Source organism: Dokdonia ponticola, assembly GCF_042653865.1.
In the GTDB taxonomy this organism is placed as follows: domain Bacteria; phylum Bacteroidota; class Bacteroidia; order Flavobacteriales; family Flavobacteriaceae; genus Dokdonia; species Dokdonia ponticola.
In genome coordinates this window covers 1-13,510 of record NZ_JBHSFV010000026.1, presented here as the reverse complement: position 1 = coordinate 13,510, position 13,510 = coordinate 1, and the positions used below count along the sequence as shown (strand labels likewise).

Below are 13,510 nucleotides of genomic sequence, written 5' to 3'. Positions count from 1 at the left end.
CGGAATATTAGGATATGCTTTTGATATTTCTGACCAAGTAAAATTCAAGCCAAGTACATTGATTAAAGCGGTAGCTGGAGCTCCTTTACAAGTAGATCTTACAGCAAATTTCTTATTTCTAGAGAAGCTGCATTTAGGCGCTGCATATAGATGGGATGCCGCATTTAGTGGTCTTGCAGGTTTTCAAGTATCAGACAGTATGCTCATAGGTCTTGCATATGATCGGGAGACTACAGATTTGGGCAATACGACATTTAATGATGGAAGTTTTGAAGTTTTCCTTAGATTTGAACTCTTTAACGAATATGATAGGTTATTAACACCTAGATTCTTTTAATAAAGGGAAGATCGTATAATTATTATTTAAAAATAGAATTCATGAGACTTCACGTTTATATATTAACCACTTTATTTTTAGTAGCAGGGGGAATTGGCTTTGCTCAAGAAGGGAAGATATCTAGAGCAGACAAAAAATTTGATCAATATGCTTTTGTAGATGCTCGTAAAATATATCTCGATGTGGTTGAAAAAGGATATGAATCTGCCGATTTATTTCAAAAACTAGCCGATTCCTATTATTTTAACGCAGAATATACAAGTGCAGAAGTATGGTATAAAAAACTGATAGACCAATATCAGGAAGAGATTCAGCCAGAATATTATTTTAGATATGCACAAACATTGAGAGCATTAAAAAACTATGAGTTGTCTGATGCTATGATGACCAAATTTAATCAATTAAAAGACACAGATACTAGAGCAACATTATTTGCAGAATCTCCCGATTACTTACGTGAAATATCAGAATACAAGAAAAGTAAATACATCCTTGAAGATATTAGAAGTATCAATTCAAGATATTCAGATTTTGCACCGACTGAGTTTGAAGGAAGATTAATTTTTGCATCCTCTAGAGATTCTGGAGGGGGTGTTAGGCGTATTCATAAATGGAATAACCAGCCCTTCTTAGATTTATTCCAAACACGAGTAGGAGAAGAGTCAGGCTCTTTTTCAAAACCCTCAAAGTTTAACAAGCAGTTAAATTCAAAATTTCACGAAAGTACAACCACATTTTCAAAAGACGGGAACACGGTGTACTTTACACGTAATAACTACACAAAAGGAACCTACAAGAAAGATAAAAACGGAACCAATAAGCTCAAAATTTATAAATCTACTAGAGAAGAAGGTAAGGGATGGACAGAAGCTGTCGAGTTGCCTTTTAATAGTGATGAGTATTCAACAGCGCACCCTTCTTTAAATGCAGATAACACCAAATTATACTTTGCATCAGATATGGAAGGTACGGTTGGACTTTCTGATATTTGGGTGGTAGATATCCTTGAAGATGGAACCTATGGTACTCCTGTAAATCTAGGGCCTAGTATTAACACAGAAGGAAGAGAGACCTTCCCTTTTATGAGTAAAAACGGAAATTTATACTTTGCCTCAGACGGTCATCCAGGATTAGGAGGTCTTGATGTATATGTGACCAGTTTCCAATCACAAAGCGATGAACAAGAAATCATCAATGTTGGAAAACCTATCAATAGTTCGTATGATGATTTTACATTTATTTTAAATGATGACACAAAGATTGGTTACTTTGCTTCCAATCGTAAAACAGGGATGGGGAGTGATGATATTTATCGTTTTTTACAAGAAGAAATACCTTGTGATATTTTAGTAAAAGGAAAAGTACTCGATAAAGAGTCAGGAGCTCCCATACAAGGCGCTACAGTACAATTATTAGATAGTGAGAACCAAGTAGTAAGTTCGATGTTGAGTGAGGCTAATGGAGATTACAACTTTGACACTGCAAATTGTGAAGAGCAATATATTGTAAGAGCCATTAAAGAAACCTTTAATGGAGACGAGGTTGTATTTGTTACACCAGATGAGTCAACAACCATTACCAACAATTTACAGTTAGAACTTACTCAAAAACCTATAGAGGTAGGAGACGATCTAACGATCCTTTTAGACCTTAATCCTATTTATTTTGATTTTGACAGATTCAACATCCGTCCAGATGCAGCGTTAGAATTAGAGAAAGTAATTTCTGTAATGAAGCAGTATCCTAACATGGTGATAGACGCAAGATCGCATACAGATAGCCGAGGTATCGATAGTTATAATCTAAGTCTCTCAGATAAAAGAGCAAAATCTACTGTAGAATATATTATTGACCAAGGCATTGAGAGCCATCGAATTTCTGGAGCTGGATATGGAGAGACACAACTTGTAAATGACTGTGGTAATGATTCAAACTGTTCTGAAGAAGAACACCAACTTAACAGAAGATCAGAATTTATAGTGATCAAAAAATAAGCAAGAATTTCATACCTTACTACTAAAAAGCCTTTCAGAAATGAAGGGTTTTTTTTATGTGTGAAACGCTTTATTGAAAAGTTGCGAGCTAATACAGGTAAAAACAGATCGTTGAATGAATTTTGCTTTTTCAGCGGAATTTAAGGTTTGTCTCAGTTTTAGATTGGATTTCAACACCCCGGCTTTCCTGATGAATTCTTTTTGGTACGCTTTCGCGAAAGCGTATACAACATTCCTTAAAGTCAGTACATCCTATTAAGACCAAACAAAAAGTACGTCTCCGTAGGCAAATAGTTTATAAACGAATAAACCGAGGAATATGACCGTTACAACAAACTTCATAAAGGTAGATGCTATAAATCCCAGAAAAGAACCTACAGCCGCCTTAAAAGCCGTCTGTGAGTCACTTTGATTAAAAACTAGCTCTCCAATAAGTGCGCCTACAAAAGGGCCAATGAGAATCCCAAAAGGAATAGGACTTAAAATACCGACAAACAACCCAATCATGGTTCCAATCGCACCTGCTCTACTACCTCCAAAACGCTTGGTGCCTATAGAAGGAATAATATAATCTAGTACAAAAATTAAAATAGCTACAAATAAGGTGATCCCTAAAAAGACATAATCCATAGGGATCGCTTTGGTAAGATGTAATACTAAAAGTCCTAGCCAACTTACAGGAGGGCCAGGCAATACGGGTAAAAAACTCCCTATAATACCTAAAAAAATAAGGAGCAAACTAACAAAGACAAGAAGTAAATCCATTAAAAAATATGTGATTACAGACCATAGGACGAAAAAAAAGAGGCTTTGTTACAAATTTTTAACTAAATAATTAGTTAGAACTAAATATTTAGTTGTATGTTTGTGTTGTAATGATTACTAATTGAAATTCAGATAATGAAACAACTTACAAAAGCCGAAGAAGATATTATGCAAATTCTCTGGAATCTAGAAGAAGCAAATGTTGCTGCTGTTATAGAGGAATTTCCAGACCCAAAACCAGCATACAACACGGTATCTACGATTATTAGAATCCTAGAAAATAAAGAATTTGTAGGGTATCGTAAAGAGGGGAGAGGTCATATTTATTTTCCGATAGTACCCAAAGAAGAGTACAGCCATCAAACTCTTAATAAGTTGATGAATGGGTATTTTCAAGGCTCATTTAAAAGTATGGTGTCTTTTTTCATGAAGAAAAACGATATCAATATGTCTGAAATGGAAGCGATCATGAAAGAGATTAATAAAGAAGAAAATCAATGATACACTATATTCTCCAGATCATTGCATATCAATTGCTATTTCTAGTAGTATATGATATTTTCTTAAAAAAGGAAACGTTCTTTACTTGGAATAGATGTTACCTTCTTATAACACCTATACTTAGCTTCATCCTTCCTTTTATTAAGATAGACGCCATCCGAGAAACAATACCCACGTCCTATACTATTGCATTACCAGAAGTATTATTACAAACAAGTATTGCTGATGCTGCCTTAAATGGCGGAATGCTTGATGAGATTGTACTTACGGGTACAAAACCTATAAACTTTATCACCTGGATGCTTGGTATATGGATCGTTGGAATGGTTATTACGTTTGCATATTTTGTATATAAAGTGATAAAAATACAACACTTAAAAAGTAGAGGAACCCTGAAGCAAATAGGAGATTTACAAATCGTTACACTACCAAATACAGATACTGCTTTTTCATTTTTCAATACTATTTTCTTAGGAGAAAACCTCTCAGATGCACAACGAGATAATATCATGCTACATGAGACCATTCATATTAAAGAACGTCACTCATTTGATATGTTATTTTTTGAAGTGCTTCGTATTATATGCTGGTTTAATCCACTAATATATGTATATCAAAGTAAAATGATGCTACTTCAAGAGTATACAGCAGATGCTAAAGTAGTTTCTCAAAGAGGTAAGAAAACCTATTATCAAAGCTTACTGTCACAAGTATTTAGGACAGAAAGTATTTCATTCATCAATCCATTTTTCAATCATTCATTAATCAAAAAACGAATTATTATGTTACAAAAAGTAAAATCCAGAAAAATCGCACAATTCAAATATGCGTTTATTCTTCCTGTAATTTTTGGGATACTATGTTATGTTTCGTGTACTGACGATACCACAATAGTGTCACAAGATAATACAGAAATAGTTCCTCTTACTGAATTAGTTATAGAGGTTCCTGAAGGTGTCATCACAGAAGAAGAGTACACAAAACTTGTTGATCAAGTAAAAAATTATTACCTCCAGAAAGGTGATAATTTAAGTTCAGAAGATCTTGATGAATATGCTGAGTTCATCAAAAATTTAAAAAAGAAAGTAGGGGTTAAAGATATCCAGAAGCAGAAATTTGATATACGTCCAGGAGAAAAAGAAATTGAGTATGAAATGGGTCAAGATATTCCCTTTGCGGTCATCGAAAAAGCACCAACATTCGCAGAATGTACTGGAACTAATGAAGAACGTAAAAAATGTATGAGCGCTAAAGTCTCTAAACATGTGGCGAATGAGTTTGACGTATCTTTAGGAAAAAAGCTAGGATTAACAGGCATCAATAGAGTTTTTGTAGCTTTCAAGATTGATAAGCAAGGAAATATAGTAAATATAAGAGCGCGCGCACCACATCCAGATCTAGAAGTAGAAGCAAAGCGAGTAATGAAAACACTTCCTCAAATGCAACCCGGAGAACAGAATGGACAACCCGTTGGCGTATTATACAGTTTACCTATTACATTTAAAATTCAATCATAGTTTAAAATAGCTAAGGAGTTATGATAAGATACATGATAGAAATACTCTGCTTTCAAGCAATATTTTTGGTAGGATATAAGGTTTTTTTGAAAAAAGAAACCTTCTTCACCTACAATAGGATGTATTTACTCATAACTCCTATACTAGCCATCGTATTACCCTTTTTGAAGATTGCTGCATTGCAAGCTCTAATTCCTGTTCAAGAAGTTGCCGAAATACTTCCAGAAATTATTTTGGAAAACTTTGATGATACGATTGTAGATACCACAAATTCTACAGGTGTGATCATTTCAGAAACAAAAGGATATGTGTTTAATTGGATGCATGTTTATTATATAGGTTTAGTAATAAGCACGCTTATTTTTAGTTATAAACTATTTCATTGTATGCGTCTTTTTCGTTTCAAAGAAAAGGGGAAACACATTATTATTTTGCCAGATAGTACACAGGCATTTACATTCTTTAATTATATATTTCTGGGGGAGAAGTTAAGTCCGCTTTCGCGAAAGCGAATACTGACACATGAGCGTATCCACATCAAGCAAAGACATACATTGGATCTTCTGTTTTTTGAAGTGTTGCGTATTGTGTTTTGGTTTAACCCATTCATATATCTCTTTCAAAAAGAAATCACGCTCGTACATGAGTACTTAGCCGATGGATATGCTATAGGGAATATCTCAAAAAAGCAGTATTACGAAGAATTACTCAATACAGCTTTTGATACCAAACAATTCTCATTCATCAATCCATTTTTTAATCATTCCATCATCAAAAAACGAATTATTATGTTACAGAAAACAAAATCAAAACAAATAGCAAAAGCAAAATATTTATTCTTAGTACCAGCACTTTTCTCTATATTGGTATACACCGCTTGTACAGATGCACAAGCAGGAGGGACTAGCTATTCTAATTCTGATAGTGAGATAATCAGAAATATTGAAATGCTCAAAAATTCGATAGCAAAACAAGGAGAATTAACGGAGGAAGAAGAGAAAGCACTTAAAGTATTAACTGCAGTGACTTCAAAGGATGAGCATATTTTAAGAGATAGTACCTATGACGATGTACTTAATGATCTGGATATACCATTTGCTGTGGTGCAACAAGTGCCTACTTATAAAGAATGTTCAGGTTCTAAGGAAGAAATAGCAAAATGTACTTCTCAAAAAGTATCAATGCATGTAAATAAAGAGTTCAATATGGACCTTCCAAAAGAATTAGGAATTGTAGGAGTCAGAACTAAGATCACTACAGTTTTTAAAATAGATGTCGAAGGAAATATTGTAAATGTTAGAGCTCGCGGTGGACATCCTAAATTAGAAGAAGAAGCCATAAGAGTTGTCAAAACAATACCAAAGATGATACCTGGAAAACATGAAGGAAAAACAGTAGGTGTTTTATACGAGCTTCCTATAATTTTTTTTATAAATAAATAATGGTATAAATCAAATGAGAAGCCTACTATTGATTAGTGTATTTTTAGGTATAAATTTTTGTGCCACAGCACAGTTCTCTTCAAATGAAGAGAAACAAATAGTCATAGGTACGGTTGATTCTTTATTCTCAAAAACACTGAATGAGCAAAGAGAAATTTGGGTTCATGTTCCAGAAAAAATAGAAGAAGACAAAAAATATCCTGTCATTTATGTGTTAGATGGGAGAGCGCATTTTTACACTGCTACGGGTATTTTAAAACTTCTTGAAAAATGGAATCTACCCAAATCTATTATTGTGGGAATTTTAAATACAGACAGAAACAGAGATTTCACGCCCACAAACGTTGTGTTTCAAAGAGGGCACACATCAGAAACTTCTGGTGGTGCTCTTAATTTTATGACATTTATAGAAAAAGAATTAAAACCGTATGTAGCTACTAAGTATCCTACTGATACAATGAGTACCATTATAGGACATTCTACAGGAGGCCTTTTTGTACTCTATACGTATACACATCACCCAGACGTTTTTGATCACTACCTAGCTATTGATCCAAGCCTTTGGTGGGATCAAGAAAACCTAGTGAATCAATCTAAAGCGTTACTAAATACATCTACATCATCCCATCAAAATAAATCACTATATATTGCAGTAGCTAATAGTACTGGTATAGACACAGTTAAGGTGCGAAAACTAAAATCTGAACCAACAGAAATGTTAAGAGCAAATCTTAACTTTCACGATATATTGGTAAAAAACAAGGATCATTTGGAGTTTACGTGGGATTATCAAGGAAATGAAGATCATGGAAGTGTTGTGGTGCCAGGATTATATAATGGTTTAAGAGCTTTGTTTTCGTGGTATCCATTTCCAGAAAGATGGAGATTTAATACGCCTAAAGCATATTCGGCAGAAGAGTTGACGGAACCTTTTTACCCTCATTTTGAGGAGTTAAGTAAGCGATTCAAGCGTGAAATGAAACCCGATTGGCAGTTTATAAATGATGTTGGTTTTTTTATACTAACATCACATAACTTACCAAAGAAGGCACAAGCTTATTTAGAAATGAATCTAAAGTTTTATCCAAAAGAGTCTAGAAGTTATGTAGCAATGGGAGATTATTACATCACGCGAAAGAAAAAGGATGAAGCTATTAATTTCTTTGAAAAGGCCATTGAAATAGATGGTAATAAAGAGGCGCAAGAAAAATTAAATAAAATTAAAAGCAAGTAGATAAGAATTGCCTTTTAAAACTAAAATAGTATATGAAAAAATACCTTTTACTCATTTTTTTAAATATGATCATCTTTAAAGCCGAAGCTCAGTCTTCGGCTTTGACCGTTGCAGATAGTTTGTATGCAGTAGGCAGTTATACAAAAGCTATTAAGAACTATCAAAAAGTGTCTAATCCAGAGAGCCCGGTTACATTGCAAATTGCACGTTCTTATAAAGGGTTGGGAAATTCAAAAGCAGCGTTAGAAAACTATAAAAAATTTCTTCTCCAACATACAAATCAACCCATTGCCGCAACAGAATATGGAAGACTCTTAATTAACAGAGGTGATTACTTCACTGCCGATTCTATTTTTTCAGGATTAGCTACGGCCTATCCAGACAATCCAGAGTATTTCTACCAGCGAGGAAGAGCTATCAAACAACTTGAAAAGAAAGGAGATTCCATCTGGAAGAAAAAAGCAACTCTTAAAAGTGAAGATGTCTTTTCTAAAGCAGTACAGCTAGACTCCACACACCAGAAAGCATTGTACCAGTTAGGATTGCATTATTTAGGACAACGCGATTACCCTATCGTGGATAAAATCTGCTTCAAAGCCTTAGACATCGATCCTGAGAATGTTGAAATGGTTAATATTCTAGCACAGAATTATTACTTAAGAGGATGGTTTGACGAATCTGTTATTTGGTTTGAAAAACTCATAGCCTTAGGACAGTCTTCGCCTTTTATTCATAATAATTTAGGCGTTAGTTATCACAAGACTAATAAATACAAAAAAGCGATTGATCAATATTTAATTTTAGTAGGGATAGATGAAGAAGATTATGGTCTGCACCATAAACTTGCCGAGTTATACGGATTGACAAGAGATATAGAAAAAGCCGAATACCATGCAAAACAAGCACTCTATTTTAAAGATTTACCACTAGATGATATTTATATGACCTTAGGAAGGGCGTATCAAATCAATAAAAAGTTTGAAAATGCTATTGGGCAATATCAAAAAGCCCTCAAGATAGACCCTACATTAATACGAGCAGAATATGATATAGTCGTCTGTGCAGATAATTATTATGAAGATAAAAAAGAAGTGGTCAAGTTGTATGAACGTTTTCTAGAAAAACACAAAGATTCAAAAGATAGATTATCTGTATTTTATGCTACGATGACAGAAAGGCGTCTTTCGCAATTAAAACAAGAACTCTTTTTAAAAGAAGGAGAAGATTAAAAAGTTCTCCCATCTAGGAGAACATCATATAATATTGTAAATTTCATCCAAGAAATTAACTGATATGAATCTTCGTCTTATGTCTTTAGCTTGTTGTGTGCTTTTAGCATCTTGCACAAGTTGGGAGACTAAAAAGATATCTACTGAAGATTTCTTACAACAAGAGCAAAATAGCATTGATATCACAGAGGTAGATACCTATCCTGTTTTTGAAAGCTGTAGTGAACTTTCTGAAAAAACCGTTTTAAAAGACTGTTTTGAGGATTTTATTACAAACACACTATACTCCGAGCTTAGCAACCACACCATTATTGTAAAAGAGTCTATACATGATACGGTGTGGATTGATCTTGTGGTAGATGAAAAAGGACAGTTTTGTATAGAGCATATTGATCTTTCACCCATAGTAACTCAAGAGATTCGGTCATTACCTTTATGGATTCATGATGCCATACGTGTACTACCAAAACCAGCTCCAGCCACCAAAAGATCGATGCCTGTCAAAACAAAATTTAAAGTACCTGTGATTTTAAAAGTAAATGAATAACAGGTATAAAACTACAAGACAAATCGGTATCCAATCGTGAGATCAACAGGAAATTCTCCGTTGTCATCGATCACAAAAGAATAGGCATCATTGTAATTAAGTGACAAATACCCTTTGCCTAATTTTATATCAGCACCCAGTCCAAAAACAAGAGGTCCTTGCAAACTCGATCCTGAATCTTCTTCAAAAGTGATCATATCATTCTCTATAATCTCTTCTGTTCTTTTTGAAGCTGTAAAGGTCACCAACTTCGTGTTAAGATATATTTGAAATGCGGGTGTTTTTATAAATTTAAAACGATGATTAATAGAAAACTGAGAAGCACTATAGTCAAATTCATCTGTAGAGAGCGTTTGTTTAAACTGAAAAACAATCGAATGGCTAGGAAGCGCAGTCGCATCATACAACTCGAAATCAACTCCAAATTGTGGATTGGAGATATTGTCTGGATTTTCGACAAAGATACTGTTCGTAATTCCTCCAAAAACCCCTAAACGATACTCCATATTAGTTAGAAAGCTATTTTCAGCATACGATGGGTCCACTTTTTTATTATAGTCATTAAAAAAACGTCGTAAACTGGCTAGTGTCAACTTCACTTTGTCAGTTTCCATAGCGGTATCAGATGTCAGTTCCTGCAGCTGTTTTTTATACTCATCTTGATATTTTCTGCCCTCTTTGGTATTTGTAAGCTCTATAACTGTAGTTCCTTTTTTTGCAAAATAACGGTACTCTTGACTAAAGGTATTCCACAGTAAAGTAAGAGTGCCCGCTACTTCTGTTTTTAGCTCATAGGATTGATTATTTACCGTATACGTATCAGTTTGTGCGGTAACGGTTGAAAGACTCAGTAGGAGTCCACAAAGAAAGAATAGGATGCGTTTCATAAAAGTAGATTTGGATTTTAAAGGTAACAAAAAAACAAAGATCCCGCTATACAGGGAATCTCTGTTTTTTTGGTCTATTAATCCAATACATCAATAGTGTTTCATTAACTAATTTCTCTTTTAGTATCTACTGGACGGTTCTTCCTACATTATCTCTTAAAATACCTGTCTTTCCACATAAATCCCCCTTTTAACGAGATCAATGCAATGTAGGAACTTATAAAAGGATACCATAGTGCACATAGAGGGTACCAGAGGAAAACCTTTCGGGTTTTAAAAAATTGAGCCACTGGATAGAGTAAAAAAGCATCAGTGATTATTTTTAGTAAGAGGAGGGTATAAAAAGGGAATGCTGCTGTGTCCGCTTTCGCGAAAGCAAAAACAACCCCAACCACAAACACCAGATTAGCGAGTAAAATAAGAAGCCCAACGCTCTTTGTGAAGAGACTGGTGTAGCCGATGGATTTTGCTGCCCAACGTTTTCGTTGCCAAATAAAAGAAGTCCAGTTTTCTTGGAAAGGGGTCGTAATGATAGCTTGTTGTGATTTTAAATAATGCACCTGCTTGGGATAGGTAATACTAAATTTTTCTAACATAAAATGATCATCACCACTAGCAATATGATCATTCCCATGGAACCCTCCTACAGCTACAAAAGCCTCTTTTTCATAAGCTAGATGTGCACCATTACACAAAAAGGGGTGTCTTATTCCAAAACCACCCATGGTTGCGCCTGCAAGGCTGAGTGTGTCCATCCGTTCAAAAACCTGTAGGAATGAAGCTGACCTGTATGGCAATGTCACAGGGCCTGCCACGAGCTTGCAGTCGTTTTCTTGTATAAAGGCATTGAGTGTTTTTAACCACAACGGCGGAACGATACAATCGGCATCTGTCGTTACGATCCAAGAAAATAGAGACGTCTCAATAGCCGTCTGAATCGCATCTTTTTTTGGAGAGTCAGAAACCCGAATGCTCTCTAAAATCTTGATATTTATTTTTGGATGCGCCTTGATAAAAGAAGCAATACATGCTACCGAGGCATCATTTGAGTCGTCATTCACCAACAAAATTTCAAACAAGGAGGTAGGATAGTCTAGATCTGCGATGCTTTCAAGTAATCCAGGAAGATGATTAGCCTCATTCCGAAAAGGAATAATCACAGAAAACCCTTGTTTTGGAACCTGAACTGAAGGTGTGAAACTAGATACTTTCCGAGCACCGTAGGATAGCGCTCCTATAAGCAGGATATAGCTTATCATAATAACATACATAACCGCAACTACACTCATAAAACGCTCGTTTTTTGACGTGTGAGTGAGGTATCTGTCATCATAAAATAACTCCCAGGGAGAATAGGAAGAACCACATTAAAAAACCACATCAAAAAGGAAATGGTAATGATGGTGATTTCGGGTACAGCAATCCATGAGAATACCATTACAGCAACCCCCGTTTTTACAATAACATCAAATACCTGCAGCATGGGTAACAACGAACTCACCAAATACATCGTAGTGATCAATCCCATGGCCAGTAGATACGTGATGTCTACTCCAAATAAGACAAGCAAAAAATAAAACTGATGCGCAAATAATACATATCTCACAAAAGAAAAGAAGCCGGCTTTCTGCTTAGTGTGCAAAGCAATGGTTTTTATAAAGTTGCGAATGCGCTTCCAAGAGTATCCTTTGACACTCCATCGGATCTTAGCTAAGAGTTGAGGGATCATAAAAACGGTCAACGCTCCTAAAAGTAATGCGATGATATAATGCCATTTTAATGAAGGAAACAGCTGAAACACACAAACCCCAATACCGATCACTCCAAAAATAGTCGTTGCCAGCATTTGATAACCATTACCTAATACCGTTAAGAAAAGAATGTGTTTGCGTTGTTCTATAGGAAAAAATAAAGCTTTGGCACCGTATTCACCCAATTTTGCAGGTGTAATAAGCGATGTGATATGCGCTTTTAATACGTGTTTGGTACTTTCTTGTGTAGAGATATGACCACAATGACTCGCTAAGGCTTGCCATTTTAGAATCTCAAAAACCCAATTAAAAAGAGATAGTAATAGTAATATTGCTATATTGCTATATGTAAATATTGATATAAAATTATCTTTTGTATGTTCTAGAATAGGAGCCGTATCTTGCGCTAGTCGTTTTCCCACCAAAAAAACGGTCATAGCCAAAATCAGAATTTTGATACTATAGCCTAAGAATTGTGTAGCTTTGTGGGAGACGCCTTGCATAACAAACAAAGTAACAAATAATACCAATGAAACGATACAAGGTATTGTAAATTTTAATTGGTAAACACTAGAACTTCTCATTTGAAAGAAGAAAGAATCATATTAGGAATTGATCCTGGGACTACCATCATGGGATTTGGATTGATCAAAGTCGTAGATAAGAAAATGGAATTTTTACAACTCAATGAGTTGTTACTTTCCAAATACACGGATCCTTACATTAAACTAAAACTCATTTTTGAACGCACCGTCGAGCTGATCGATACGTTTCATCCCGATGAGATTGCCATTGAAGCCCCTTTCTTTGGCAAGAATGTACAGAGTATGCTCAAACTGGGAAGAGCTCAAGGCGTTGCCATGGCGGCAGGATTGAGTCGTGAGGTCCCCATCACAGAATACCTACCCAAAAAAATAAAAATGGCGATCACTGGAAACGGGAATGCTAGCAAAGAGCAAGTGGCTAAAATGCTCCAATCGCTCCTTAAATTGAAAACGCTCCCTAAAAACCTAGACAGCACCGACGGACTCGCGGCGGCTGTTTGTCATTTTTATAATTCTGGGAAGATAGAAACAGGAAAAAGTTACACAGGATGGGAAGCCTTTGTAAAGCAAAATGAAAAACGTGTTAAAAAGTAATTAGCAATAGTTCCCTCCATATCGCTAGGTATTGTATTTTCCATTAACCCATTAACCCATTAACCCATTAACCCATTAACCCATTAACCCATTAACCCATTAACCCATTAACCCATTAACCCATTAACCCATTAACCCATTAACCCATTAACCCATTAACCCATTAA

The 13,510-nt window shown here is 35.2% G+C and carries 13 protein-coding genes; 9 read left to right on the top strand and 4 right to left on the bottom strand.

Annotated features, from left to right (window positions below):
• Both ACFO3O_RS22265 and ACFO3O_RS22260 read left to right on the top strand, forming a co-directional pair.
• On the top strand, window positions 1-337 hold a 337-nt coding region (locus ACFO3O_RS22265), incomplete at its 5' end, for a type IX secretion system membrane protein PorP/SprF (protein WP_379983029.1).
• Between the two features lie 41 nt (window positions 338-378).
• A complete protein-coding gene (locus ACFO3O_RS22260) occupies window positions 379-2,331 on the top strand; it encodes an OmpA family protein (RefSeq protein ID WP_379983028.1) in 1,953 nt (650 codons plus the stop codon).
• 255 nt (window positions 2,332-2,586) lie between these two features.
• On the opposite strand, the gene ACFO3O_RS22255 is transcribed toward ACFO3O_RS22260, so the two are convergent.
• Window positions 2,587-3,096 (bottom strand): DUF456 domain-containing protein, encoded by a 510-nt coding sequence (locus ACFO3O_RS22255; RefSeq protein WP_379983027.1) that lies wholly within the window; start codon window positions 3,094-3,096, stop codon window positions 2,587-2,589.
• A 135-nt stretch (window positions 3,097-3,231) separates the two neighbouring features.
• Between ACFO3O_RS22255 and ACFO3O_RS22250 the strand changes: the two genes are divergently transcribed.
• From ACFO3O_RS22250 to ACFO3O_RS22225, 6 genes are all read left to right on the top strand, one after another.
• Window positions 3,232-3,597, top strand: coding sequence for a BlaI/MecI/CopY family transcriptional regulator (locus ACFO3O_RS22250; protein WP_379983026.1), 366 nt, complete (start codon window positions 3,232-3,234; stop codon window positions 3,595-3,597).
• The gene (locus ACFO3O_RS22245) at window positions 3,594-5,114 is read left to right on the top strand and encodes a M56 family metallopeptidase (protein WP_379983025.1); all 1,521 of its coding nucleotides are present in this window, start codon (window positions 3,594-3,596) and stop codon (window positions 5,112-5,114) included. Before ACFO3O_RS22250 ends, ACFO3O_RS22245 begins: the two co-directional genes overlap by 4 nt.
• Window positions 5,115-5,200: 86 nt before the next feature.
• Complete coding sequence (locus tag ACFO3O_RS22240) at window positions 5,201-6,556, top strand: M56 family metallopeptidase (protein WP_379983024.1); 1,356 nt, start codon at window positions 5,201-5,203, stop codon at window positions 6,554-6,556.
• A 13-nt stretch (window positions 6,557-6,569) separates the two neighbouring features.
• The gene (locus tag ACFO3O_RS22235; protein WP_379983023.1) at window positions 6,570-7,790 is read left to right on the top strand and encodes an alpha/beta hydrolase-fold protein; all 1,221 of its coding nucleotides are present in this window, start codon (window positions 6,570-6,572) and stop codon (window positions 7,788-7,790) included.
• Window positions 7,791-7,822: 32 nt separating this feature from the next.
• On the top strand, window positions 7,823-9,019 hold the full coding sequence (locus ACFO3O_RS22230) for a tetratricopeptide repeat protein (protein WP_379983022.1): 1,197 nt from the start codon (window positions 7,823-7,825) through the stop codon (window positions 9,017-9,019).
• Between the two features lie 64 nt (window positions 9,020-9,083).
• Window positions 9,084-9,566, top strand: a complete 483-nt coding sequence (locus ACFO3O_RS22225; protein ID WP_379983021.1) for a hypothetical protein — start codon at window positions 9,084-9,086, stop codon at window positions 9,564-9,566.
• Window positions 9,567-9,577: 11 nt separating this feature from the next.
• On the opposite strand, the gene ACFO3O_RS22220 is transcribed toward ACFO3O_RS22225, so the two are convergent.
• From ACFO3O_RS22220 to ACFO3O_RS22210, 3 genes are all read right to left on the bottom strand, one after another.
• Complete coding sequence (locus ACFO3O_RS22220; protein WP_379983020.1) at window positions 9,578-10,453, bottom strand: hypothetical protein; 876 nt, start codon at window positions 10,451-10,453, stop codon at window positions 9,578-9,580.
• 149 nt (window positions 10,454-10,602) lie between these two features.
• Window positions 10,603-11,742 (bottom strand): glycosyltransferase family 2 protein, encoded by a 1,140-nt coding sequence (locus ACFO3O_RS22215; RefSeq protein WP_379983018.1) that lies wholly within the window; start codon window positions 11,740-11,742, stop codon window positions 10,603-10,605.
• The gene (locus tag ACFO3O_RS22210) at window positions 11,739-12,707 is read right to left on the bottom strand and encodes a hypothetical protein (RefSeq protein WP_379983017.1); all 969 of its coding nucleotides are present in this window, start codon (window positions 12,705-12,707) and stop codon (window positions 11,739-11,741) included. Before ACFO3O_RS22210 ends, ACFO3O_RS22215 begins: the two co-directional genes overlap by 4 nt.
• An 81-nt stretch (window positions 12,708-12,788) precedes the next feature.
• On the opposite strand from ACFO3O_RS22210, the gene ruvC reads away from it, so the two are divergent.
• The gene (gene ruvC, locus ACFO3O_RS22205; RefSeq protein ID WP_379983015.1) at window positions 12,789-13,343 is read left to right on the top strand and encodes a crossover junction endodeoxyribonuclease RuvC; all 555 of its coding nucleotides are present in this window, start codon (window positions 12,789-12,791) and stop codon (window positions 13,341-13,343) included.
• Window positions 13,344-13,510: the final 167 nt, after the last annotated feature.

Coding starts and splice junctions, on each gene's coding strand:
- ACFO3O_RS22255 (WP_379983027.1), bottom strand. CDS start 3,096: ATGGATTTACTTCTTGTCTTTGTTAGTTTGCTCCTTATTTTTTTAGGT.
- ACFO3O_RS22215 (WP_379983018.1), bottom strand. CDS start 11,742: ATGAGTGTAGTTGCGGTTATGTATGTTATTATGATAAGCTATATCCTG.
- ACFO3O_RS22235 (WP_379983023.1), top strand. CDS start 6,570: ATGAGAAGCCTACTATTGATTAGTGTATTTTTAGGTATAAATTTTTGT.
- ACFO3O_RS22260 (WP_379983028.1), top strand. CDS start 379: ATGAGACTTCACGTTTATATATTAACCACTTTATTTTTAGTAGCAGGG.
- ACFO3O_RS22230 (WP_379983022.1), top strand. CDS start 7,823: ATGAAAAAATACCTTTTACTCATTTTTTTAAATATGATCATCTTTAAA.
- ACFO3O_RS22210 (WP_379983017.1), bottom strand. CDS start 12,707: ATGCAAGGCGTCTCCCACAAAGCTACACAATTCTTAGGCTATAGTATC.
- ACFO3O_RS22225 (WP_379983021.1), top strand. CDS start 9,084: ATGAATCTTCGTCTTATGTCTTTAGCTTGTTGTGTGCTTTTAGCATCT.
- ACFO3O_RS22250 (WP_379983026.1), top strand. CDS start 3,232: ATGAAACAACTTACAAAAGCCGAAGAAGATATTATGCAAATTCTCTGG.
- ACFO3O_RS22220 (WP_379983020.1), bottom strand. CDS start 10,453: ATGAAACGCATCCTATTCTTTCTTTGTGGACTCCTACTGAGTCTTTCA.
- ACFO3O_RS22245 (WP_379983025.1), top strand. CDS start 3,594: ATGATACACTATATTCTCCAGATCATTGCATATCAATTGCTATTTCTA.